Annotated in this window: 24 protein-coding genes and 1 pseudogene; 17 read left to right on the top strand and 8 right to left on the bottom strand. The window is 47.4% G+C overall.

The window, feature by feature from the left end; genetic code table 11:
• Positions 1-69: 69 nt before the first annotated feature.
• From HZB61_14500 to HZB61_14485, 4 genes are all read right to left on the bottom strand, one after another.
• On the bottom strand, positions 70-1,770 hold the full coding sequence (locus tag HZB61_14500) for a diguanylate cyclase (protein ID MBI5057819.1): 1,701 nt from the start codon (positions 1,768-1,770) through the stop codon (positions 70-72).
• Positions 1,771-2,012: 242 nt separating this feature from the next.
• Positions 2,013-2,486: a ferritin family protein gene (locus HZB61_14495; protein ID MBI5057818.1), complete on the bottom strand. Its 474-nt coding sequence runs from the start codon at positions 2,484-2,486 to the stop codon at positions 2,013-2,015.
• Between the two features lie 27 nt (positions 2,487-2,513).
• On the bottom strand, positions 2,514-5,327 hold the full coding sequence (locus HZB61_14490; GenBank protein MBI5057817.1) for a cation-transporting P-type ATPase: 2,814 nt from the start codon (positions 5,325-5,327) through the stop codon (positions 2,514-2,516).
• Positions 5,328-5,336: 9 nt separating this feature from the next.
• Positions 5,337-6,173 (bottom strand): universal stress protein, encoded by an 837-nt coding sequence (locus HZB61_14485; protein MBI5057816.1) that lies wholly within the window; start codon positions 6,171-6,173, stop codon positions 5,337-5,339.
• 168 nt (positions 6,174-6,341) lie between these two features.
• Between HZB61_14485 and HZB61_14480 the strand changes: the two genes are divergently transcribed.
• Positions 6,342-7,067, top strand: coding sequence for an FAD-dependent thymidylate synthase (locus HZB61_14480; protein MBI5057815.1), 726 nt, complete (start codon positions 6,342-6,344; stop codon positions 7,065-7,067).
• A gap of 468 nt (positions 7,068-7,535) precedes the next feature.
• On the opposite strand, the gene HZB61_14475 is transcribed toward HZB61_14480, so the two are convergent.
• Entirely contained in the window at positions 7,536-7,823 is a 288-nt protein-coding gene (locus HZB61_14475; protein ID MBI5057814.1) for a hypothetical protein, read from the bottom strand.
• Between the two features lie 152 nt (positions 7,824-7,975).
• Here HZB61_14475 and HZB61_14470 point away from each other — a divergent pair, with 152 nt between their 5' ends.
• Positions 7,976-9,478 carry a long-chain fatty acid--CoA ligase gene (locus tag HZB61_14470; GenBank protein ID MBI5057813.1) on the top strand — a complete coding sequence of 501 codons (1,503 nt, stop codon included), beginning with the start codon at positions 7,976-7,978 and terminating at the stop codon, positions 9,476-9,478.
• Between the two features lies 1 nt (position 9,479).
• Here HZB61_14470 and HZB61_14465 read toward each other — a convergent pair whose 3' ends face one another.
• The gene (locus tag HZB61_14465) at positions 9,480-9,806 is read right to left on the bottom strand and encodes a PilZ domain-containing protein (GenBank protein MBI5057812.1); all 327 of its coding nucleotides are present in this window, start codon (positions 9,804-9,806) and stop codon (positions 9,480-9,482) included.
• A gap of 210 nt (positions 9,807-10,016) precedes the next feature.
• On the opposite strand from HZB61_14465, the gene bioB reads away from it, so the two are divergent.
• The 14 genes and pseudogenes from bioB to HZB61_14395 all read left to right on the top strand — a co-directional run bounded on the left by bioB (position 10,017) and on the right by HZB61_14395 (position 20,832).
• A complete protein-coding gene (bioB, locus tag HZB61_14460) occupies positions 10,017-10,976 on the top strand; it encodes a biotin synthase BioB (protein MBI5057811.1) in 960 nt (319 codons plus the stop codon).
• A complete protein-coding gene (locus tag HZB61_14455) occupies positions 10,976-11,791 on the top strand; it encodes a 6-carboxyhexanoate--CoA ligase (GenBank protein MBI5057810.1) in 816 nt (271 codons plus the stop codon). Before bioB ends, HZB61_14455 begins: the two co-directional genes overlap by 1 nt.
• Entirely contained in the window at positions 11,754-12,626 is an 873-nt protein-coding gene (locus HZB61_14450) for a diacylglycerol kinase family lipid kinase (protein ID MBI5057809.1), read from the top strand. Before HZB61_14455 ends, HZB61_14450 begins: the two co-directional genes overlap by 38 nt.
• Positions 12,627-12,890: 264 nt before the next feature.
• On the top strand, positions 12,891-13,925 hold the full coding sequence (hrcA, locus tag HZB61_14445) for a heat-inducible transcription repressor HrcA (GenBank protein ID MBI5057808.1): 1,035 nt from the start codon (positions 12,891-12,893) through the stop codon (positions 13,923-13,925).
• 14 nt (positions 13,926-13,939) lie between these two features.
• Entirely contained in the window at positions 13,940-14,503 is a 564-nt protein-coding gene (gene grpE / locus HZB61_14440) for a nucleotide exchange factor GrpE (protein ID MBI5057807.1), read from the top strand.
• A gap of 42 nt (positions 14,504-14,545) precedes the next feature.
• A complete protein-coding gene (gene dnaK / locus HZB61_14435) occupies positions 14,546-16,474 on the top strand; it encodes a molecular chaperone DnaK (GenBank protein ID MBI5057806.1) in 1,929 nt (642 codons plus the stop codon).
• A gap of 79 nt (positions 16,475-16,553) precedes the next feature.
• The gene (gene dnaJ / locus HZB61_14430) at positions 16,554-17,681 is read left to right on the top strand and encodes a molecular chaperone DnaJ (GenBank protein MBI5057805.1); all 1,128 of its coding nucleotides are present in this window, start codon (positions 16,554-16,556) and stop codon (positions 17,679-17,681) included.
• A 116-nt stretch (positions 17,682-17,797) separates the two neighbouring features.
• Positions 17,798-17,932 carry a hypothetical protein gene (locus HZB61_14425; GenBank protein MBI5057804.1) on the top strand — a complete coding sequence of 45 codons (135 nt, stop codon included), beginning with the start codon at positions 17,798-17,800 and terminating at the stop codon, positions 17,930-17,932.
• An 87-nt stretch (positions 17,933-18,019) separates the two neighbouring features.
• Positions 18,020-18,283 carry a type II toxin-antitoxin system Phd/YefM family antitoxin gene (locus HZB61_14420; protein MBI5057803.1) on the top strand — a complete coding sequence of 88 codons (264 nt, stop codon included), beginning with the start codon at positions 18,020-18,022 and terminating at the stop codon, positions 18,281-18,283.
• Positions 18,284-18,286: 3 nt separating this feature from the next.
• Complete coding sequence (locus HZB61_14415; GenBank protein ID MBI5057802.1) at positions 18,287-18,562, top strand: type II toxin-antitoxin system mRNA interferase toxin, RelE/StbE family; 276 nt, start codon at positions 18,287-18,289, stop codon at positions 18,560-18,562.
• Positions 18,563-18,619: 57 nt separating this feature from the next.
• Complete coding sequence (locus HZB61_14410; GenBank protein ID MBI5057801.1) at positions 18,620-19,342, top strand: 16S rRNA (uracil(1498)-N(3))-methyltransferase; 723 nt, start codon at positions 18,620-18,622, stop codon at positions 19,340-19,342.
• Between the two features lie 61 nt (positions 19,343-19,403).
• Positions 19,404-19,763, top strand: coding sequence for a VOC family protein (locus tag HZB61_14405; GenBank protein MBI5057800.1), 360 nt, complete (start codon positions 19,404-19,406; stop codon positions 19,761-19,763).
• Between the two features lie 164 nt (positions 19,764-19,927).
• Positions 19,928-20,662, top strand: coding sequence for a DUF72 domain-containing protein (locus tag HZB61_14400; protein ID MBI5057799.1), 735 nt, complete (start codon positions 19,928-19,930; stop codon positions 20,660-20,662).
• 23 nt (positions 20,663-20,685) lie between these two features.
• Positions 20,686-20,832 (top strand): annotated as a pseudogene (locus HZB61_14395) (VOC family protein).
• Between the two features lie 23 nt (positions 20,833-20,855).
• Here the strand turns inward: HZB61_14395 and HZB61_14390 are convergent.
• A complete protein-coding gene (locus HZB61_14390; GenBank protein ID MBI5057798.1) occupies positions 20,856-20,999 on the bottom strand; it encodes a hypothetical protein in 144 nt (47 codons plus the stop codon).
• Between the two features lie 166 nt (positions 21,000-21,165).
• On the opposite strand from HZB61_14390, the gene HZB61_14385 reads away from it, so the two are divergent.
• Positions 21,166-23,091, top strand: a complete 1,926-nt coding sequence (locus HZB61_14385; GenBank protein ID MBI5057797.1) for a PAS domain S-box protein — start codon at positions 21,166-21,168, stop codon at positions 23,089-23,091.
• Positions 23,092-23,147: 56 nt separating this feature from the next.
• Here HZB61_14385 and HZB61_14380 read toward each other — a convergent pair whose 3' ends face one another.
• Positions 23,148-24,206 carry a nitronate monooxygenase gene (locus HZB61_14380; protein MBI5057796.1) on the bottom strand — a complete coding sequence of 353 codons (1,059 nt, stop codon included), beginning with the start codon at positions 24,204-24,206 and terminating at the stop codon, positions 23,148-23,150.
• Positions 24,207-24,838: the final 632 nt, after the last annotated feature.

The raw sequence follows: 24,838 nt of genomic DNA, 5'->3' as shown, positions 1-24,838 counted from the left end.
CGGCTCTGCGTCAGGCTGCCGCATTTTTTGAATTCCCAGCAATTCAGTTTTCCCATATCACTCTCTGTTTCACCCGCCAACCAATCCGGGCTCGGCTACCTCAACCCTGTTCTTGCCTTTTTGCTTTGCCTGGTATAATGCATCATCCGCCTCTTTTATAAAGTCTTTCATGCTCTGGATCCCGGGATAACAGGATGTAACGCCGAGGCTGAGGGTAATCGCCGTCTTTGTCTCAACGGATTTCCGTATCCTCTCTGCCACCTTGCAGGCTATTTTTAAATCTGTTTCAGGAAGTAGTATCAAAAATTCTTCTCCTCCGTATCTGGCAACAAGGTCAAGATCCCTTACCTCCTCTGACAGCATGCGGGCGACTTCAACAAGCAGCCTGTCTCCTTCAGGATGTCCGTGGGTGTCGTTATATTTTTTGAAATTATCCAGGTCCAGCATGATGATTGAAAAGGAACTTCCAAATCTCCTGGCCCTTGCAATGCTCCTTTCAAATACAATGCCCATCATACGCCTGTTGGCAAGTCCTGTAAGCGGGTCATGCAGTGAAAGCTCCCTCGTCTCTTCATAGAGCATGGAGTTGTTGATTGCTATGCCGATCTGATTTCCAATTGTCCCGAGTGTAGTAAGTATACTCTCGCCAACTTCAGCGTGGGGCGGCAGGTAAAGGTACAAAACCCCTACTACTTTATCTGCGGTTTTCAGCGGTAAAATTATATGCCCGTGAGACTCCATGCCGGGATACTGAATTGTGTGATGGCGGTCAGCATGGAAATCCTTACAAACTACAATCTCTCCTGTCCTTGCCGCAAGCCCGCAAAGGCAGTCGTTTACTGTCATGTTCTCATGCATATCCAGAAAAGCCTTTGGGTGTCCGAGGTGCGCGACAAGATTTAACCTGTCGCCTTCTACAATAAATATTCCGGCCTGACGTTTGACCTTGATAATATCAAGTTCGGTTATTGCATTAAGAATATTTTTAAAGAGGCTTTGCCTGTCCAGCTTGTGGCTAATGGCCGACGTAACTTTGTGCAAAGTCATCAGCTCCACGTTCATGGCTTCAAGCTCGCAGCTCTGCCTGATAATGCGTTCCTCATTCTGCCTCAGCGCCTCCGCCTTCAGCTTGCGCTCGGTAATATCCAGCAACGTCCCTATAACGGCAGGCCGTCCATGATATAATGTTCTGGAGCCGTAAACAGACACATAGATGATCTCTCCATTTTTCTTTACTCCTCTGAAACTGTAGTGAATAGATCCGGCCTCGCCGGACATCCGCTTCTGCAAATTCTCTTTAACGAGAGGCCAATCTTCCGGCAATACAACATCTGCCGGGCCTTTCCTGTCTATCAGTTCATTTGCCGTATAACCAAACAGATTAGCCAGCTCCGGATTGACATACCTGAATATTTCATTCTGCACCAGGTAAACGCCTGCTAACGACTTCTCCACTAAATCTCTGAATTTATTTTCCTGCTCCAGCAGCTTCTTCTCGGATTCTTCACGTTTGATTGTTTCATGATGAAGCTCATTCCATCTGCGTATTGAGAAGATACTGAAAGCAATCCCAAGAAATGCAAATACGACCACGAGTTCATCAAGCTCAAGTCCTAAAAACCGCCTGTTGCCTGTCCAGTTATCAATTAACTCGTGTGCAGTGGTGAATACAGCTATTAAATATATCGCGCTTCCGAGGACCCCGATTATGAGAAGATCGATGAAAGCGGTAAAACGCTTACGCTGTTTCCATGCAAAACTAAAGCCCATACAATATGATTTCGTCTTTTTATGCCGTTTCCTTTAGCAACGTATAATACTACAGCATAAATGAGATACGCGTTCCCATGAGATAACTCATAACGTTAGAGCCTCTTGCAAATGTCCTTGCAAAATGACTTGGGCCGTCATACCCGTGAAAACGGGTATCCTGAAGTCTTTGTTTTTCAAAGGAGCTGGATTCCCGATTACTACCTCGGGAATGACAAAACAAGACTTTTGCAAGAGCCTCGTTATTTTGCTTTAAAGCTCTCCTTGAACCTGGCGAGCCATTTGATGTGGCTTCTCTCTTCGTTGATTATCTCATCAACAACATCCTTCTCCTTGACAATGTCACTGACCGCGTGGAAGTAAAGCAATGTTTCTTTTTCAAAGCCCATGGCAAAGTTCACGGCATCCTCCACGGTCTTGACGTGCTCAAGCAGAGGCAGGTGGCTGTTATTGCCGAGGAAGAACTCCGACTCGACAATCGCCCTCAGATAACTTGAAACCTCTTCCCATCCTTCCGGTTCTTCTTCCCCTGATATGTCTTTTAATTCGGAAAACATTTTTTCATGCCGCAGCTCCTTTGTCGCGAGGGTGTCGAACAGCTTCTTCAGCCCCTCGTCTTTTTCAAACCTCTTTGCCATTGTGGTGTAAAACTGGTAGCCTAATTTTTCCGTCTGCACAGCCTGTTCAATCACTTCGCTTATTGAAAACTTTTCCATGCGCTGCTCCTTTCTATGGTTTATGTTTTAGGTGTTACTATATCTTCTTGCATAATATTTTCTCAATTCCTCTGCCAAAAGCAGTCCTATGCTGAACGGTATCAGGAGCAGCCATACATCCGCTCTTAGGGGCGCGGTCCCGAAGATCCTGTTGCCCCACGGGTGATAAATAATGAGCGCCGACAGAATTATCTCGGCGGCTATTCCAAGTATGACCAGTTTGTTGGAAAAGAAGCCGAGCCTGAAGATTGAGTCTTTGAATGAGCGGCAGGCAAACACATTGCCGATCTGCAGGATGACAATTCCCAAAAAAGTTGCGGTGGCTGCCTGACGGGCCAGGGTATGCTCCATTGGTAACTCAGTGCCCCATTGCCATCCTCCGCTGAACAGGACGTAGAAGTAACCGCAAAGGACGCCGACCGCGCTTATCAGCCCGATAAAAATGTAGCCGCGGAAAAGCAGCGAGCGGTCTATAAGTCCCTTATCAAGGGGCCTGGGAGGGTTTTTCATAATATTTGCCTCCGGGGGCTCAACCCCGAGGGCCAGCGCCGGGACCGTTTCAGTGCCGAGGTCAATCGCGAGTATCTGCATCACTGTCAGGGGAAGAGGTATTTTCAGAAATGCGAACATCACATACGGGACCGCCTCGGGTGTGCCGTGCGCAAAGATGTAGGTGATAAACTTTTTTATATTCTCAAATATTGCCCTTCCTTCTTCCACTGCGTTTACAATTGTCGCAAAGTCATCATCAAGAAGGACTACATCCGCCGCCTCTTTTGCAACGTCTGTCCCGGACAGTCCCATTGCAATGCCGATGTTTGCCTTCCTCAGTGCCGGCGCATCATTAACCCCGTCGCCCGTCACCGCGACCCTCTCCCCTTCATCTTCAAGAATGGTCACTATCCTCATCTTGTGAACAGGCGTCATTCTTGCAAAGATGATTTCATCTGATAAAAGTTTTCCCCTGAGGTCGCTGTCAGACATCAAATTTATTTCATGCCCTTCAATCACTAAAGGATTATTTTTGACAAGACCGATCTGTTTTGCAACCGCAACCGCCGTCCTGCCCGCATCACCCGTGATCATGATGACCTTGATACCTGCATCGCGGCATTTTCTTATAGCGTCAGGGACTTCAGGCCTTGGCGGGTCTTCAAGCCCCATGAGGCCGAGGAAAATTAAATTTGATTCCAAATCTGCAGGGGCGAACGGCCGTTCGCCCTTACCAATATCAATATCGTTAATCTCTTTAAACGCAAACGCGATTACCCTAAACCCTTCATCCATCATTGAATGGTAGGCCTGCATGAGGGATTTTTTATCATCTTCGCTGATTGCTTTTATCTCATTGTCCCTGAGAATTCCAGTGCAAAACGGAAGGACCGTTTCGAGAGCGCCTTTGGTAAAAGAAAACAACCCCCCTTCGCCCCCCCTTGGTAAGGGGGGGATGGGGGGATGGTCTTTTCCACTAATCCCTAATCCCTGACCCCTAATCCCTGTCTTGCAAACCGTCGTCATTCTCTTCCTATCAGAGTCAAAGGGCATCTCATGTATGCGTTCAGCTTTCACGTCTCCTATCGCTTCTCTCGCGGCCTTTAAGATGGCTGCCTCTGTGGGGTCGCCTTTGTATTTCCCGTTATCGTAAACCGCGTTGTTGCAGAGGGATGCGGCTTGCATGAGCATGTCTAATGCAGAAGTTGAGGGGCTGGGAAGTTGAGAAGTTGAGAAGCTTTCAGATCCTGTCTTTTTCTCATCTTCCCATCTTCTCATCTTCCCATTTTCTGACTTTATAAGTCTTCCGCCTGCATAAACCCTCTCCACCTCCATTTTATTCTGCGTCAGCGTGCCTGTCTTGTCGGTGCATATCACCGTAACAGAGCCGAGGGTTTCAACTGATGTGAGGGTCTTTATCAACGCCTTTTTCTTTGCCATCCTCTGGCTGCCCATTGCCAGAGAAAGAGTAACAGTCGGTAAAAGCCCTTCAGGCACATTGGCGATAGTGATGCCTATGGCAAAAAGCAGATTGTGCCAGAAGCTCCTGCCGATGAAAATTCCAAGGGCAAAAAAGAATATCCCCGTGGTCAGGGCAATAACGGCTATTATTTTTGTTACCTTTATTATCTCTTTCTGCAGCGGGCTTAATCTTTCCTGAACACCGCTTGTAAGATGGGCTATCTTCCCGAATTCCGTGGACATGCCGGTGGCAAACGCAACGGCCCTTCCTGAGCCGCTTACAACATGAGTGCCTGCAAAGACGATGTTCGGGCTTTCAATATACTCTCCTTCGAATGCTTCATGACTTCGCGGCCTTGTATCGGATTCTCCTGTGAGAGGCGCGTTGTTTACCATTAAATAATTTGATTCGATGAGCCGCGCGTCAGCAGGGACTTTGTCCCCTTCACTCAAGAGTATCAGGTCTCCCGGCGTTATATTTTCAGCACAGATCTCTTTTCTGATGCCCTCCCTTACAACTTTTACGTTAAAAGGCAAGAGCTTCTTCAGAGCTTCAATTGCCTTTTCTGCACGGTACTCCTGTACAAAAGTAAAAACCGCATTGATCAATATAACCACAATTATTGCTATACCGAGTGAAACAAGACCCTCGCCCGGATGAAGGTATTCGGATAAAAAACAGAGTCCCGCCGCAAGCCAGAGGAGCATGGCAAGGAAATGCGTGAATTGTGCAATGAACCTTAGGTAGAGAGCTTTTTTTCTTACTTCTTTTATCTCATTTAGCCCGTATTCATGCATCCTCCTTGCCGCTTCAGTTTCAGAGAGCCCCTTTTCTGAAGTAACGAGATTTTTCAGCACCTCTGTTTTTGAGAGATTGTGGATATTCATTGTTAGCGGTCAGCTTTTTCTTGCCCTGAAAATTATCAGGTTGCACGGGGTCTCGCGTAAAACATTTTCTACAGGATTTCCCTTTACAATGGAGATCAGGAGACTTCTGTCGCTTGCTCCCATTACAATAAGGTCATTCCTCCTGTGCGCGGCCTCTATTGTTATTGCCCTTGCAACGCTGCCAAGTCCTGTCTTCCTTTCATACGGTATTTTGTATTTGTTTAAATGTTCCCGGAATTCCTCAACATCTTTTGGAATATATTCATCTCTCTGAACGGGCTTTAAGTGTTTCTCCCCCTGAAAGAAACTTGCGCCTGGCTTATGCAGATGGAAAAGCGTCACACTGGAGCCTGAGCCTTCCGCAAGTTTTGCAACGAAGTATGCCTTTTCTTTGAGGCCGGTTATCCTGCCGCGAACAGGCACGAGAATGTTTTTAAGGTGTATCCCCCCCATCTTCACTACCCTTACCATCGCAACCGAACAGGGCAGCTTCATCATAAGTTGTCTCGCGATGGTCCTTACAAAAAAGCGTTTCTTTACGTCTTCTCTCCTCGTGGCGGTAAAGACAATATCTATGTCATGCTCCTTTACTAATTCTTTTATCTTCCTGACTGGTTCGCCGCATTCCGTAATACTTTCAACGTCAACACCGGTATTCCTGGCTTCTGAAAAGAGCCTCTCAAGCGCGGCCTCGGCATGACGCAATTTGTCCTTTTCTATCTTCTCTTCAGCAACAAACACGAGATAAAGTTTTGCGTGAGAAGATTTCGCGAGCGTTATCGCATACCGCGAGGCTATCTCCGAATTTGAAAATTCATTTACAGCCGCAAGAATCTTTTTGTACATGCAACACCCTTTAACAGTTATATATTACTATTGCGCCTGCCTGTCAACGGTTATATCAAATTGACTTATAAAACGGGATAGGTTTATTATTTCAGCATCCTGATTTTTATTGAAAAGCAGGCTGAAGCCCGCGGCTGCAAAAAAGGAGACACCATGTCGGAAGCGAGATTGAAAGTCATTCTTCTGCGTCATACGCCGGACCCGGAGGAGACAGTAGCAATGGCTGCTAAGCTCTGTTACAGTCCCTCGGATATTGAATCCCTGAAAGATAAAATTGAAACTAAAGACCAGAAGGCCTTCGTTGAAAAGCTTGTGAAGATGGGACACATGAGTCCCATTGAACACGCTGTTTTTACATTTGCCGTTGAAGGGATTTCCCGCGCCTGCTCGCACCAGCTTGTAAGGCACCGCCTTGCCTCTTACAGCCAGCAGTCGCAAAGATACGTCAGCGAGGAGGCTGGCTTTGATTATATCATCCCGCCTGTTATCAAGGAGAACAAAGAATTAAAAAAGGTCTTCCTCTCCTCTATGGAAGATGCTCAGCAGGCTTATAACGGGATGGTCAAAAAGTTGAACGAATTGGGAATAACAGGAGAGTCCGCCAATCAGGACGCGCGCTTCCTGCTGCCGAATGCTGCTGAGACAAAGATCATGATGACCATGAACGCAAGAGAGCTTCTGCACTTCTTCAAACAGAGATGCTGCAACCGCGCCCAGTGGGAGATAAGAAAAATGGCGGAGGAGATGCTGAAGCTCGTCAAAAAAGCCGCGCCCACGATATTTCATAAAGCCGGCCCTGGCTGTCTATACACCCCCTGCCCTGAAGGCGATTATACCTGCGGCAAGATAAAAGAGGTCAGGGAAAGATACGGCCTCAAAAAGGGGACCCATTAAAAATTAAAAACGGATGGCAGCCCGGAAGGGTTGCCGCCGGACAACTTCATCACTTCCGCTATTTGCGCGGTTCCGCAAATATTAAATTCTTATAACCTTCTTACCTCCTATTGACTTTGACAATCACAGGATGTATTAGAACATTAAGAGCAGATTACTAATCTCTCGGGAGGTGCCAAATGTTAGAAAGAATCAGGGCTGATAATGTTAGTCCCGTCATTAACACTAAGGTGTATGAGTCAGTAGAAAGGATGCTCGTATGTTTGTTGGGCAAAGACGAAAAGAATTGTAAGCACTGTAAAGATTGCAACGCTTGCAGTTTTTTAACACAGGCGGTATTTACAATCGGCTGCAAACAGTAAAATGAAAATTAACCGCCAGACAAATTAATTGCCTGCTGTATTCAGCCTTAAATAGTCCCTCACTGATTGGCCTTCCTCTCATTCAGCGAGTAACGAATGACTGATCTTAATCCCTGTCTTCAGGAAGCTTATACCCGGCTCCGGCAAACTGTATGTTGGCAGGATCTTCACAGCGCGGCGGGGACACCGCATGAACGCCGCCGCATTTCGGGCACTTCCCGACAAATGTCTTTAATGTGAACGCCTCTCCGCAGCCCTGGCATTTTGTCTTCAAGCCGCTTGGAAGGGGCTGGTCCTTAATTGCTCCCCCATGAGCGTTATATACAAACTCTACCAAATCCCTTCCTTCAGAAAACGGCCCGGCCCCGGAACTGCAACTACCGCAACTTCCCATGTTGATACCTCCCTAAAAATGTTTTTGATGTTTTATGTTACACGATTTAACCTCTTCAACAATATGTCCTAAATCATATTCCTGTGAATACAAAAAATATTTGGGTTTATTAATTTGCCTTTTTGTGATACATTTTCGGAGGGTGAAATTTTATGACACTGAGCGCGTTGTTATCAAAACGGGCAAGGGAAATTCCGGATAAAATTTGTCTAAAGTTTGAGAAGAAAAAATTCACCTTCTCAGATACAGACAGGCTTGTCAGCGTCACCTCCGGCGGGTTAAGGACCTTGGGATTAAAACATCAGGACCGGGTTGCGATCTTAATGGACAACTGCCCTGAATACATAATCTCATATTTTGCAATCCTCAGGGCGGGCGGAGTTGTTGTTCCTTTAAATACATTTCTCACCCCTGGTGAAATATCCTATATTCTCAATGATTCCGCCTGTAAGATTCTGATCTACAATATCAGGTTTTTGTCTCATGTAGAAAAAATTAATAATGCTATTCCCGGGTTGAAGGTTTTTATGTTTGATGAGATACCTGTAAACCCTCCCGTCCCACCTTTAGTAAAGGGTGGATCGGATTTGGATGAAAATGAAGTCGCTGTGTTTTTATATACCTCAGGCACAACGGGATTTCCCAAAGGGGCCATGCTCAGCCACAGAAATCTCCTGACAAATGCTGAGTCGTGCATGAAGGCAATGGAGGTTTCAGGAAGTGACAGGATATTGCTCTTTCTCCCATTGTTTCATTCATTCAGCTTCACGGTCTGCGTTATATTGCCGATATTCGCCGGGGCCCAAATAATACTGCTGGTGTCTGTAAAGCCGTTTTCAAAGGTCATAAACAGTATTTTCATAGACAGGATAACCCTCTTTGTCGCGATCCCAACGATATACAATATTCTCTCCAGAAAGAAGATGCCTTTCTTTCTGAGGTTCTTTTTTAAGTTCCTCGTTAATATCAGGGCGTGCATATCAGGAGCGGCAGCGCTGCCCGCGGATACGATCAATGCGTTTGAGAAACGCTTCAGTATCCCGTTGATCGAGGGATACGGGCTTACCGAGGCATCTCCTGTGGTGGCCGTAAACCCGCTGAGAGGTGTACGGAAGCCTTCCTCCGTGGGCCTGCCTGTCCCGGGGGTTGAAGTTGCGGTTGTCGGGGAAGACGGCAAAAACCTGCCGGCCGGAGAAACCGGGGAGCTGATCGTAAGAGGCGCTAACGTTATGCGGGGATATTACAACAAGGAAAAAGAAACTGAAGAGGTCTTAAAGAGCGGCTGGCTTTATACCGGCGACATGGCAAAGATTGATTCAGACGGGTATATCTATATTGTCGACAGAAAAAAGGACCTTATCATCATCGACGGGATGAATATGTATCCGAGGGAAGTAGAAGAGCATCTAATTCAACACCCATCGGTTGAGGAATGCGCGATGGTTGGGATACCAGACGGCAGAGGCTCGGAGATACCGGTGCTTTTCATAAAAAACAAAGACAATACAGTCATTAACGAGAGTGACATAAGAGGTTATTTGAAGGGCCGCTTTGCGCGGTATAAGATACCAAAGAGGATAATTTTTATTGAGGAATTTCCCAAAACAGCTACCGGAAAGATTAAAAAGACTGAATTGCGAAAATGGAAAATATGACCTACGATAAGTTTGTGAAGGACTTCACACTCTTTAAACTTTTGATGAAATCCAGATATTCAACAGACGTACTTAAAAGCTCAACCCCCATACCGTCGTAATGACCATTGCCTTTTTTTAAACGCCTGACCTTGGCAACCACCTTTAGAAGCTTACTTTCCAGACGTATGATCACAACGAACATTGATTCAGAGGGAAGACATCTCCGGGTATTTATCAACATTCCCCTTTCGGAAATGTTTAAGATATTTCCATTGTAAAACATATTACCGAAGAAAAATCTTGCGGTAATGTTCGTGTCTATTCTCTCAAAAGCTCTTCGTTCCATGCTATTATTCCTAATAATTAGGAGAGCAAAAAATATGCCGGGGAAATACCTAAGTTAATTAAAGGGTTTAGTAGCTTCAGCAATTAAAAGAAGTGCATCAAAATGACAATTTTGCCATTTTGGCAATATATTTTTCATCATAAAAATTTTCATTATTGACAACGGCTTTTGATGAATAGATAATAACACATGCTAAAAACAGACCAGGTGATGCAGAGCTCAGGAAACAGGACCCAGACTATGGAACAAGGGACCGACAGGCAGACCGCCCTTTACCTGTCACAGCGGACAGGTCCCGAAATTTATGAACTTTTTGCATCAGCAAACAGGACAAGAGAAAAATTCCGGGGCAATAAGGTCGATCTGTGCTCCATTATTAACGCGAAGTCAGGAGCCTGTCCCGAAGACTGTTCTTTTTGCGCTCAATCCGCACACAATAAAACAACTGCCGCGGTTTATCCCCTTGTGGACAAAGCCAAAATCCTCCAGGCCGCAAGGTCGGCGAGTCAGCAGGGCGTCAAACGGTTCTGCATTGTTACCAGCGGGAAAAAAACTTCAGGTAAAGATCTAAAAGAGATTTGCGGCTTCATTCGTGAAATAAGAGGCCTGGGGCTTCTGCCATGCGCCACTCTCGGTATACTGGAACATGAGGAGCTTGCGGAGTTGAAAGATGCGGGACTTCACCGTTACCATCACAACCTCGAAACCTCCGAGGCCTTTTTCAGCGAAATATGCACCACTCACACTTACATGGATAAGATAAAGACCATCGAATCCGCAAAGGCCCTTGGGCTTTCCATTTGCAGCGGCGGCATATTCGGACTCGGTGAATCATGGGAAGACCGCATTGACATGGCGTTTGCGCTAAAAGAGATCGGCGTTGATTCAGTGCCGGTGAATTTCTTCACCCCCGTCAGCGGCACCCCTCTGTCAAACAGGGAGCAGCTTGACCCTCTGGAAGCCTTGAAGATAATAGCGATCTACAGGCTTATCCTTCCAGACAGGGGGATAAGGGTTTGCGGCGGCAGGCCGGCTACCCTGAGGGATTTGAACTCGCACATATTTCTTGCCGGGGCCGATGGGCTTTTGATAGGGAACTATCTCACTACAACCGGGAGAAACCCTGCGGATGACCTGCAGATGATCAAAGATATGGGGTTTGAAATATAATGTCAAAAAACATTCACTACAGCGTAAGGATGAGGGCGTCTAAGAACAGTGTTCATGTTTCAGGCGCCGAGGGAATATATGAAAAAGACGATATCCTCAATGTCGTCAAAGAATATACTGAAAGGGCCTTGACCCATGACAAAGGAAAGGCGGATGAAATACGCCTTGCAGTAGAGGAACTTAAAGAAAAACCGCGCAAGATATCTTCCCTGCCGCTTTGCACTTTAAATACAAAAAACCCTGAGGCGGTCAGGAAGGCGGTGTTCAAGATCCTCGCGACTATCGGAATAACCGAACGGGCGATTGAGGAGGCCTTCACATCCCTCAATATCGGCATAACGATGAGGGGTGCGATGTTAATGGACATCGAAGGGGTGAGGCTTGAACCGGACCTTTTGCGCGGGGTGCGGGTCACGCGAATGGGCATCACAAAAAATGCGGATGCCGTGCTCTCAAAACAGTTGGCCAAACTCGGCCTCAAAAATGACACCGTTCAAGAGGCCCTTATTCTGGCAAGCAAGGTCCACAAATACCCGATGGTCCTTGGGGAACTGTGCATATCCGATGACCCGAATTATACGACAGGTTATATTGCCTCCCGAAGCTTCGGATACATCCGGCTTCCGCACATTAAAAAGAGGGGCCTACCCTATGGAGGCAGGGCGTTCTTTATCACAGGCGGGGAAGTGAAGGAGCTTATCAAGTACCTCCAGACAACGCCTGTCCTGATCGACAATATTAAACCCTGCGAGGGGACCTTAACATTAAAGGAAATCCTTGAACGTAAGTCTCATCGTAAATCCCATAGCCGGTAACAGGGCATACAGGTCTATTGAAAAAATTGAGAGACTGATAAAGAAAAGGGCATCTCTCACCACCTTCATTACCAAAAAAAAAGGAGACGCCTTTCAATTCGCAAAAAGTCTCTCCGGCGTTGACCGCATCATAACCGTCGGAGGCGACGGCACATTGAATGAAGTGATCAACGGCGTCCTTTCCCCGGAGAAAGCAGATCCGGCAAATGTCCCCCTGGCCCTTATTCCGCTTGGGACTACAAATGTCCTTGCAAAAGAACTCCTCATCCCTGAGGACATTGAAAGCGCTCTCGAGCTCGCGCTGACCGGCCCTGCTCGAAAGATCTGTCTTGGAAGGATCAACGGCCGGTATTTTGCGTCAATGGCGGGGATCGGTTTTGACGCAGAGGCTGTATTGGGCGTTAAAAATAACCTGATAAAAAAAATCTCCGGCAAGGCCGCGCATGTCGTTTCAGGATTTAAGGTCTTAACAAAATATAATCCTCCGCTCATAAATATTAAAACCCCTGAGAATGAACTTACCGGCTACACGGTTGTCGCAGGTAATGCGAAGAATTACGGCGGGCAATTTTCAATTACTCCACATGCATCCATCATCGAACCACTTCTTGAGGTGTGTATCTTCAAAGGCAAAACAAGAAAAGACCTTCTGCGGTTTATCATCGGGGTAATCAGCGGAAGGCATTTGAAATTCAAAGATATCTCATGTCAAAAAACTTCAGGACTCGAACTCACATCCGGCGGCGAAGTCCATGTCCAGGTAGACGGCGACTACTTCGGGACACTGCCCGCAAAGATTGACGTTGTGAAGGACGCGCTCTATTTTGTCTGGTGAGCAATCGGAGGCACGGGAATAATGTTCGTCCACAGATTACGCAGATTTTCACAGATTTATTGAAAAGCGTTTTCTCAATCTGTGTCATCTGCGTAATCTGTTGATTTCCTTCTCTGTGTCTCTGTGCCTCCGTGGTTGATCAACATCTTAGGAATCCGGATTTCTTTTAATTACTTTAAGTTATACCGCGAGCCTCATCCTTGACACACAATAATTATTGTTGCTATATTAATAGCACTCAACGCTTGAGAGTGCTAACCAAAGATGGAAACCCTTGACGAAAGACGTAAAAAAATACTCTGTGCAATAATACAAAGCCACATCGACCTTAACATCCCGATAGGCTCGTTCTTTATAACCCAACAGTTCTCAGTCGGCTTGTCCTCCGCTACCATTCGAAATACGATGGCGAAATTGGAAGAACTGGGCTATATTTCGCAACCTCACACCTCTGCGGGAAGGGTGCCGACTGAAAAAGGATACAGGTTTTTTGTGAGCACACTTTTAGAGGAGCAGACATTGGCAGGTAATTCGGAGCTTTCTGACGAGCTGTCAGGCAAACTCATGCTTGCAGAAAAGGACAACGGCAAGATCGTAAAAGAAGCGGCAAATACCCTTTCTTTATTTTCGCATTATCTCGCGCTTGCGATCCCGCCGAAAACAGAGGACATCGTTTTGAAGCACATCAAGTTTATCAAGTATGAAGACAGAAAGGTCCTGGCCGTCCTGGTGTCTGAAGAGGGGATGATCAGCAACAAGATCATCGAGCTCGACAGGATATATTCACAGAAACAGCTTGATAATGCGTCCAATTACCTGAACGGCAAATTTCATGGATTAACGATAAAGATAATAAGGGAGGAGATAACGGGCCAGCTTCACCTGGACAAGGCGGCCTGCGACCGGTTGATCGCCAACCTGATCGCGCTCTGCAGGGAGGTATTTACGTCGGAGACTGAAGACTTCACACTGAACGTGCTTTCCGGCGCGTCCAACCTCCCGGACTTCGCGACAATGAAACAGATAAAGGAAATCCTCAGAGCTATTGAAGACAAACATTTTATGCTAAAATTACTTCATCAAATGAGTGGCTCTCATGGCACTCAGGTATTCGTGGGAATGGAACATATTCTCCCTTCACTGAGGGAACTGAGCTTGGTAATTTCCACCTACAGGGACGGAAAGCAGGCCAACGGGGCCATCGGGATAATAGGCCCGACAAGGATGAACTATAAAAAATTGATCCCGATGGTGGACCATACCGCCAGGGCATTAACAAGGATATTAACAGAAATCTAAGGAGCATCGCATTAATGGCTGAGAATCAAAATACAGGACCAAACGGGCCGGAACAAAAAACCGGCGGCGAGATTGAAGATATCGAGGCATTAAAGAAATCCCTGTCTGAGGCCAGCGATAAATACGTCAGGCTTTACGCTGAATTTGAAAACTACAAGAGATTTGCGGCAAGGCAAAAAGAAGATCAACTGAAGTACGCCAATGAAAGCCTTCTGAAAGACCTCCTTACCGTTCTCGATCATCTGGAGCTTGCTCTTCAGCATACTTCCGGTAACGAAACATCAGGCCCGCTGTCAGAGGGAGTGCAGTTAACTTTGAAGGAAATAAAGGCCACACTTGAAAAATACGGGCTGACCGGCATTGACGCTTTGAATAAACCCTTTGATCCCAATGTTCACCACGCGATGGCGCAGATAGAATCAGAGGACGCTGAGGAAAACACCGTGGTCAAGGAATTCAGAAAAGGGTATATGTTTAGGGACAGGGTTTTAAGGGCAGCACTCGTCGGCGTTGCAAAGAAACCGTCCGGTACACAGGGTGTCTCACAAAACCAGGCCGTTACAACAGAAGAAAACTAATATCAAACACAGAAAACAGATTTAAACAGGAGGAATAGATTTATGGGAAAAGTAGTTGGAATAGACCTTGGAACTACCAACTCGGTAGTCGCTGTAATGCAGGGCGGAGAACCAACCATCATCGCCAACCAGGAGGGCACAAGGACAACGCCCTCTGTTGTGGCTTTCACTGATAAAGGCGAGAGACTTGTCGGGCAGGTTGCCAAAAGGCAGGCGATCACAAACCCTGAGAATACAATCTTCTCCATAAAGAGATTGATGGGGAGAAAGTCCAGCTCAAGAGAGGCCGATGAGGCAAAGAAAAAACTTCCTTACAAAATAGTCAGCGCTCCAAACGGAGACGCCCATGTTGAGGCGCACGGCAAGACTTATTCACCTCCTGAAATCTCCGCCATGATCCTGCAGAAATTAAAACAGGCGGCGGAAGACTATTTAGGCGAGCCCGTCACTGACGCGGTCATAACAGTGCCGGCATATTTTGACGACAGCCAGCGCCAGGCCACAAAGGACGCGGGAAGGATCGCGGGAATGAACGTACTGAGAATTATCAACGAGCCGACCGCGGCATCCCTCGCATACGGCATGGATAAAAAGAAGGAAGAGAAGATCGCCGTTTATGATCTCGGCGGCGGCACTTTCGACGTATCAATACTGGAAATAGGCGAAGGCGTTGTTGAGGTGAAATCAACAAACGGCGACACATATCTCGGCGGAGATGATTTTGACATCAAGATAATGGACTGGCTTGTTACTGAATTCAAGAAAGACTCCGGCATTGACCTCCGCAATGACAAGATGGCGCTTCAGAGATTGAAGGAAAGCGCTGAGAAGGCAAAGATAGAATTGTCCTCAGCAATGGAGACAGAGATCAATCTGCCTTTTATCACAGCGGATGCAACAGGGCCAAAACATATGGTAGTGAAGTTGTCCCGGGCCAAGTTTGAACAGCTTGTTGATGACCTGATCCAAAGGACAGTTGAGCCGTGCAAACGCGCGCTTGCCGATGCGGGATTAAGCGCAAAGGAAATTAATGAAGTAATACTTGTCGGCGGACAGACAAGGACGCCGAAGGTCGTGCAGGTGGTTAAGGAGTTTTTCGGCAAAGAGCCTTCAAAGGAAGTTAACCCCGATGAAGTAGTTGCCGCAGGCGCAGCGATCCAGGCAGGCGTTCTGAAGGGCGAAGTCAAAGACGTGCTCCTTCTTGACGTCACCCCGCTTTCTCTGGGCATTGAAACCCTTGGAGGAATATTTACCAAGCTCATCGAACGAAACACAACGATCCCCACAAAAAAGAGCCAGGTATTTTCTACAGCATCCGATAATCAACCGGCTGTGACAATCAAGATATGCCAGGGCGAAAGGGAAATGGCCGGGGACAACAAGCTCCTTGGTAATTTTGAACTCGTCGGAATCCCACCTGCGCCAAGAGGTGTTCCGCAGATCGAAGTCACCTTTGACATTGACGCAAACGGCATCCTTCATGTGTCCGCAAAAGACAAGGGCACAGGAAAAGAGCAGTCAATCAGGATAACCGCGTCAAGCGGTTTAAGCGAAGAAGAAATAAAGAGGACCACAGGCGACGCGGAAGCCCACGCCGCGGAAGACCACAGGAAGCGCCAGCTTGCCGAGGCGAGAAATGAAGCTGACACGCTCATATACACAGTTGAAAAATCTCTGAAGGATTATGGCGACAAGGTGTCGCCCGAGGACAAGCAGAAGATAGAAGATGCGCTTCTAAAGTGCAAAAAGGCAAAGGATACCGCAACCGACCCGGAAGATCTTAAGAAGGCAACCGAGGAACTGACCACAGCTTCGCACAAGATCGCCGAAGAGATGTATAAATCACAAGGCGCTGCTGGAGCACAGCAGGCAGGACCAGGCGCGGGTGCCTCAGCATCAGACGGCGGCCAGAAAGAAAAAGAAGACGTCGTCGAAGCCGAATTTGAAGAAACGGACAAAAAGGACAACTGAGAACTAAGAAGTAGGAAGTAAGAAGTAAATTTTTTATTTTGCTTCTTACTTCCTACTTCCCACTTCCTACTTAAATTTCATGAAAGACTATTACCAGACACTTGGCGTAGATAAAAACGCGACGGATGCCGATCTAAAAAAGGCATACCGCCAGTTAGCGTTAAAATTTCATCCCGACAGAAACCCCGGAGACAAGGCAGCCGAGGACAAATTCAAAGAGATAAACGAGGCTTATTCGTGTCTGAGCGACGCCGAGAAACGCTCCAACTACGACAGGTTCGGCACGGCTGAAGGCGCGGGCGGCGCGGGCTTTGATTTCGGCGCGGGATTCGGCGGCTTCTCTTCTTCAAATTTCGGGGATATCTTTGGAGATGTCTTTGGAGACATATTCGGCGAGTTCACGGGGAGAAGAAGGTCACGCCCGACAAAAGGGCAGGACCTGCGTTACGATCTTGATATAGCGCTCAAGGAATCGATCTTCGGAGTTGAAAAAGAGATAAAGATCCCGAGATGGGAAAACTGTCCCGACTGTGAAGGCACCGGTTCAAAGCCCGGCAAAGGGCCTGCTGTCTGCCCGAACTGCAAAGGCACAGGGCAGATGAGGATGCAGCAGGGCTTTTTCACGATCTCAAAGACCTGCGGCAAGTGCGGAGGCCACGGCAAGGTCATCACAGACCCGTGTACAAAATGCAAAGGCCAGGGCAAGGTAAAAAGAGAGCGCTCCATATCGCTGAAAATTCCTGCCGGAGTTGATACAGGCATCAGGCTGAAAGTTTCTGGCGAAGGAGAGGCTGGATTCTACGGAGGCCCGGCCGGTGATTTGTACGTTATCATTAATGTCACACCACACCCATTCTTTAAAAGAAAAGGCAACGACCTTCTCTGCGAAGTCCCGATCTCTTTTGTGCATGCCGCCCTCGGCTCCGAGATCGAGGTGCCGACAATAGACGGTTCCGCGACAATTAAAATCCCAGCAGGCACGCCTTCAGGCACGGTCTTTCATCTGAAGGGCAAAGGCGCACCCAAGTTAGGCGGTTACGGCAAAGGCAATCAGTATATAACCGTCTTTATAGACGTCCCCAAGAAACTCACACCCCGGCAGAAAGAACTTCTCATGGAGTTCGCCAGGCTAAGCGGCGAAGACACCTCAAAAGGCTTCATGGACAAAGTCAAAGACCTGTTCAATCATAAAGAACAGGCGAAGTAGTACAAGCCGCTTATCCTAATACCCCACTCTTCGCTTTCTCACTTTCCGTCTTTCAAGCTTGCGTGCTTTCGTTCTTTTGCGCTCCTGCTCTTTCGCGCTTCTGCACTATTATTGTCTTGGATCGGCACTGGAGTGCCTACGCTGCTCTGGAAAAATCAAAGGTCAGAGGCGCAAGCGCGCAGAAGATGCTTACTGATCTGGTATCGTTGATCCGGTTTGCACTGCATCAGGAGAATGAGCTTGAGCCTTGAGTTGAATGAGGTGCTGGCTTCTTGAAGAATTAAGCGCCTTATTGTTATAATTCAGATACTATATTAAGTACTGAAAGGAGTATCGATATGAACACCTTGACTGCTCAGGAAATTAAGAGAAAAGGGATTTCAGCAGTAGATGAAGTCCTGAAAGAGGGGCCTGTTCACATTATTAAAAACAACCAGCCTCAGTATGTTGTTCTCTCTGAAGAGAGATACCGCGAATTGCTTGAGGCCGAGGGTGAGGCATATAATGCTCGCATCCGGGCGTCCCTTGAGGATTTAAAAGCAGGAAGGGTAAAACGCGGGACCGCAAAAGATCTGATAAAAGAATTGAAGCTGGAAGACTGAGGAATGTACACTCTTGTTTGGACTGCTCATTTTACCCGCTCGGCTGAAAAGTTCAGGAAGCTTCATCCCGAGCTGAAAAAGAAACTTGCCCAGGTATTGCGCGACCTTGAAAAAGACCCCTTCCAGCCGCATCTTCATTATCATCATCTCGGAGGTAAGCTAAAAGGTATTCAGGCGGTAAGCATAAATGATAAATACCGGGTGTCGCTGACTGTTGTTATAACAGAAAAAGAGATCGTCCTTCTCGACGTTGGGAGTCACGATGAGGTATATCGGTGAAGTCCAAGGAGCAATATAAATTGATAGCAGAGGATTTGAGAGAGGAGAAATAATATTGTGACCCGTTTATTCCTTCCGCCTGAAAAACTTTCAGGAGAAAAAATAATTATTGACGGTGAACAGGCGAGGTATCTTTCGCTTGTCCTGCGTGTGAAACCGGGGGAGCAGGTTGTGATCTTTGACGGCTCCGGTCACAGGTATATTTGCAGGGTCCTTCTGGTACACAAAAAAGAAGTGGTCGTCGAGAAGATAGAGACGGAGCCCTACTCCGCTGAATCTCCCGTTCACATAACCCTTGCTCAGGGCCTGCCGAAAAGTGACAAGATGGATTTTATTGTTCAGAAAGCAACCGAACTCGGCGTCAGAAAAGTCATCCCTCTAATAACCGAGCGTTCGCAGGTAAAACATACTGAGAAGATTGAACGCTGGCGCAAGATCGCTCTCTCAGCCTCGCAGCAGTGCGGCAGGGAACAGATACCGGAGATCGACGTGCCGGTGGAGTTTGAGGGATTTGTTAAAGGGGAACTTAAGGGGGGTGGGATCATTTTCTCTGAAGAGCAGGGAGAAAGAAATCTAAAAAAAATATTGACCGGTTATAAAGACACAAAAAACATCACCCTGCTCATAGGGCCTGAGGGTGGATTTACCAGAGAAGAAGTTTCCTCAGCATTCGAGAAGGGTTTTATTGAAGCCTCACTTGGCCGCAGAATCCTCCGCACCGAGACCGCTCCAATAACGGCAATCAGTATTATCCAGTATGAACTGGGTGATATGGGATAGCTTGACGGACGGCATATCTTTGCTATACTTCTTTTTATAATTTACCTTCAGGAGGTGCAGTATGGCAAATCCGTTTGTTCACATTGAATTGCAATCTAAAGACCTGGGAAAATCAAAAAAGTTCTACTCAGCCATGTTCGACTGGAAGCTGGAAGAGTTCCCGGACATGGACTACACGATAATCAACGTCGGTGAGGGGACCGGCGGAGGGATGTTTAAGAACCCTGTTGCCGGCATGCCGGACAATTGGCTTCCCTATATCCTGGTTGATGACGTTGCAGCCTCGACAAAAAAGGCGCAGACTCTCGGCGCCAGGATCTGCAAGGACGTCACCGAGGTCCCGAACATGGGGTGGTTCAGCGTAATCACAGACCCGACCGGCGCGACCTTCGGACTCTGGCAGGCCAAAGCAGGCATGTGAGTATAACGGCATTAACCACAGAGTACACGGAGGACGACAGAAGATGAGAACTTGAGAAGATGGGCCGGAGTGCTATTGGTTTTCGTATCTTCTCAACTTCTCAACTTCATAGCTTCTCAACATCTTTCCCTGTGTCCTCTGTGGTTCAACTGTTTTGTCAGGTTATGAAAATTTATGTCGGTACAAGCGGGTATGGGTATAAGGAATGGAAAGGAAAATTCTATCCTGAAAAGCTCCCGCCCAAAGAAATGCTCCGCTTCTATTCGGAACGCCTCAGCACGGTTGAGATAAATAACACCTTTTATCACATGCCCACAGAGGATGTCCTCGTGTCATGGTCTGAACAGGTCCCCGATGACTTTGTCTTCGCGCTCAAGGCGCCTCAGGTCATAACGCACATTAAGCAGTTAAGAAATGTGGAGGAGGAAACCGAGTACCTCTTCAGGACGCTGTCGGTCTTGAAGAAGAAACTGGGGCCGGTCCTTTTTCAGTTTCCAAAGAGCTTTCACGCGGACCATCTTGCGCTGAAAGAATTTCTCAAACTGGTCCCCGGCAATACGTCATGCGCATTCGAGTTCCGCAACACGTCCTGGTTTGACAGCAAAATCCTGGACCTCCTTCGCGAGAGGGGATACAGCCCGTGCATCGCGGATACCGATGAGGACCCGGCAAATGAGATCATCATAACAGCGACATGGAGATACCTGCGCCTGCACCGTTCCGATTATACGGATGATGATCTCTCCCTCTGGATAGAAAGGCTCCTTTCGCAAAAATGGAAGAAGGCCTTCGTTTTTTTTAAACACGAGGACGAGGCCAAAGGGCCGGAACTGGCAATGCGTTTTCGTGAGCTTGCCGGTTCAAGGATTAAAATTCGAGATAAATTCAGATCAAAGTAAAAAATAATTTATAAGGAGGCTACATGCAAAAAATTACTCTGTTCTTGTGGTTCGATGACCAGGCCGAAGAGGCAGTGAATTTTTATATCTCTGTTTTCAGGAATTCAAAGATCGTGAGCATTACCCGCTATGACGAAGCAGGGGCAGCGGTCTCAGGAAGACCAGAGGGATATGAGCAAAAATAATCAAAGGGCTAAAACGGGTCCTTCGACGAGTTAGCCGGAGTCATAACTGTTTGCAGATCCACCTCGTGCCCGTACCACCCGGTGAAGATATCCGATTGTTCAGCGAGAGACGGATAGTCCTCAAATCCGAAATTATGATATAATGATTGCATCAGTGATTACGGCTTCTGATCGCAGGTAATGATGGTGTAGCACCGACCGTTGCAATTCTATCTCATCCTCCTGGTTTCTATTAGAATTTTTTCAGATACAAAAAATATCTTTCGTTTGCAGTCAATGAATCAGGCACTGTAAGTCAAAAGAGAAGGATGAGTCGTCATGACAATTCTTCCGAACGAGTCAGAGAGAAACTCCAGTCCCCACGATTATCCGCAGCTCTATGCGGAACAGGTCAGGCTTTTGTACAAGATCGCGCCGGTGGCGCTCGTGGCGAGTCTGATTAATTCAGCGGTCCTGGCATTTATCCTGCGAAGCGTAATACCTCATCATATGCTGTTTGCCTGGCTGGCCTGCATTGTGCTGATAACATCTTGGGGGTACACGTCGATTGTCAGGTTCCGGCGCGCGTCCCCGGTCCCGGCAGATTTCAGAAGATGGGGGCTGCGGTTTATTACCCGCGCGGCTGTATCCGGTGCGGCATGGGGTTCTGCAGGTGTCTTTCTCTTTCCTCAATCATCGGTCATTCATCAGGCATTTCTTGCCTTTGTGCTGGGCGGCATGGCAATCGGCGCAGTTGGCGCATACTCGGTTGTTATGGAGGCATTCATTGCGTATGCAGCGCTTTCCCTGGCCCCTTTAATTGTCCGTTTCCTGGTTATTGGTGACGATATCCATCTGGCCATGGGGGGTATGTCCCTGCTTTTTCTTGTTCTCATTACCGGAATTGCTTTACGCATCAGCCGGATGACGGTTGCGTCCCTGCGCCTCCGCTTTGAGAACAGCAGCCTTGTTTCATATCTTTCCTCTGCAAAAGATGATCTGGAAAAACTCAATAAAGAGCTCTCGTCCGAGATTGTGGAGCGCAGGAAAGCGGAAGAGGAACTCATGCGGCAAGGAGAGCAGCTTGAGGATCTGGTGAAAGACCGCACTGCGGCACTGACAGCGGCGAATGCCGGTCTCCAGCAGGAAATCTTCGAACGCACGAAAGCGGAGGAGGCCATTAAAGAGGCTGAGAAAAGGTTCCGGCTGCTTGCTGAAGTCGCTTTTGATGGAATTGCACTTGCGGAGAAAGGAGTGTTCCTGGAAACGAATGAAGAGTTCGCGAAGATCTTTGGATACTCACCCTCCGAAATGCCCGGAATGCACGTGTCGAGATTGATAGCGCCCGACTATCTCGAAGATACGATGAAGAAAATCACATCGGGGTACGACAGGCCGTATGAGTGCGTATGCGTGAAAAAAGACGGCAAACAGTTCCCCGTTGAAGTTTACGGCAAGTCCTTTTCTTCAAAGGACCGTATTCTCAGGATCACGGCCATACGGGACATCACGATGAAAAGAAGACTGGAAGATGAACTCCTGAGGAGACATAAGCTTGAATCTGTCGGGATTCTTGCCGGCGGGATAGCCCATGATTTCAACAATCTCCTGACAGCGATGAGAAATAACGTTTATCTCGCAATGAAGAATATTGACCGTAACAGCAAGGAATATGAACGCCTGGAGGCGGCCGATAAAGCAATTCACAGGGAAGCGGACCTGATCCAGCAGTTGCTGACCTTTGCTGAAGGTGAAGCGCTGAACAGGAAGCCGACAAACATTGCGGGAGCTGTCCGGGAATCCGCCGACTTTGCACTGAAGGGCTCAAATATCAAATGCGTATATAAAATGGAAGACCCTCTCTGGCCTGTCGAGGTCGATGAGGGACAGATAAGCAAGGTGATCCGGAACCTTGTCATAAACGCCCGGCAAAACATGCCGGAAGAAGGCATCATACAGGTCAGCGCGGAGAACACTATCATGAGATCAGGTGCGGATGAGGCGCCGCAAAATGTGAAGTATGTAAAAGTATCAGTGCAGGACCAGGGCACGGGCATATCGAGAGAAGATTTGCAGAAGATATTCGACCCCTATTTTTCAACGCATGAGATGGGACGGGGCCTGGGTCTTGCAGTGGCATATTCAATCATCAAAAGACATGATGGGCATATATCGGTAGAATCGGAACTGCAAAAAGGTTCGGCCTTCTCCATTTATCTCCCTGCTTCTGAAAAGCGGACAGAGAAGAAGGGGCCGGGCTGCTGATACAATAGATTTATGAAACCGAAAATTACGGTATTTACATTGGGTGTGGACGGCATTCAGGCCTGATTGTATTCCTGTATCAATGTCTCGATCAGCTTTTTCACCGGAATAATTTCCGTACATCTGTACGCGTTGGACCCCGCAAAAACGAAACCTTCATCGAGGTTCCCTTCCGCCGCGTTTGTCAGCGCCCTGGCTATGCAGTAAGGGGCTGTTTGGGGATCGCAGTTTTTCAGGCAGCGGTACTTGCAGGACTTGGGTTTGGTCTGGCCTTTCATAATGTCCTCAACAAACTTGCTTTTGATCACCCTGCCGGGTAATCCAACAGGACTTTTTATGATCACCATATCTTCTTTGCGGGCTTTTATGAAGGCCTGTTTGAAATTTTCATGAACATCACATTCATCCGTGCAGACAAACCGGGTGCCCATCTGAACACCGGAAGCTCCTAATTTTAGAACGCGGGCGATATCTCCGCCGTCATAAATTCCTCCGGCGGCGATGACCGGGATGGGCGGGTCAAACGTTTTCGCAAACTTTACGATTTCAACAAGCAGGTCATCAAGTGACGGGGCTTTTCCTTCAACAAGGTCCTGAAAGTCATATCCTACATGGCCGCCTGCCTTATAGCCTTCAACTATTACGGCGTCCGGCAGTCTGTTGAAGTTCCTTTTCCATTTACCGCAGATGATGTTTAATGCCCTTACAGATGAGACGATCGGGACCAGCTTAATGTTTTTTCCTTCTACAAATTTCGGCAGCTCCAGTGGAAGCCCGGCTCCGGATATGATCAGGTCAACACCCTCATCCGCAGCGGTCCTTGCCAGCGACTCATAGTTTGAAAGCGCGACCAGCAGGTTTACGCCGATTATGCCTTTGCTCATGCTCCGGGCTTTTCTTATCTCTGTCCTTAAAGCCTCATTGTTCACGGCCTCATATTCCAGCCTCGGCAGGTCTTCAAACTTCCCCAGGCCGACTCCCGCTATAACCCCCACGCAGCCTTCATTTGCGACTGCCGAGGCGAGCCTTGAACGTGAGACCCTCACCCCCATGCCGCCCTGTATGATGGGAGGATAAACCGTTAAGTCGCCAATCCGTAATTCAGGTAATTTCATTTTCATCTTAAAATTCCGTTATGATTTCCTTATGAGAGATTCTGACACCTGTTAAAAACCGGTTTTTAAAAATGTGGCAAAGCACGATAGCTTTTTATCCCTAAAATATTTTTTCAGGTATATTGGAGGGGACCTCTTGTAGACATTTCAGAATAAATTATTCGGATAATGTAGAGCTCCTGCAATGTACCTGAATATCATAACCCCCTTACGTCGTGATTTTCAAGAGAGGGGATATCAGGGCTTGTTCCGAGCATTTTATCCTATGATCTTGAAAGGTGTTAAGGTAAAAACGCCGTTGCCTGAAGCCTTTTGTAGGGGCGAGGCGGTGCCTCGCCCGTTTTTCAATTCAGTAGTATCTTGCAAGAATAAAAACTTGTTCTCTATTTCGATGCGCTTTTTGGTTGTTTGTCCTTCTTATCTTTCAGGTCTTTTGTGTGTTGGATCTCCTTCTGTTTCCGGTCCTTGTCTTTGTCCTTTTTGCCGCCTTTGTCTCCCATTGTGTGCCTCCTTTCGTGTTGCCGGTTATATTCTTGTCTTTCGGGACCTGTGTCCCTTACGATGAATGCTACCAGAAGAACAGACCGAAGGCAAGGACGAATGCGGCGACTGTGTTCTGTAACTCTGCTGTG

This window comes from Nitrospirota bacterium (assembly GCA_016214845.1).
Classification (GTDB): Bacteria; Nitrospirota; Thermodesulfovibrionia; order UBA6902; family UBA6902; genus SURF-23.
Note: the sequence above shows the minus strand (reverse complement) of the source record. Positions and strands in the feature narration are given on the sequence as shown.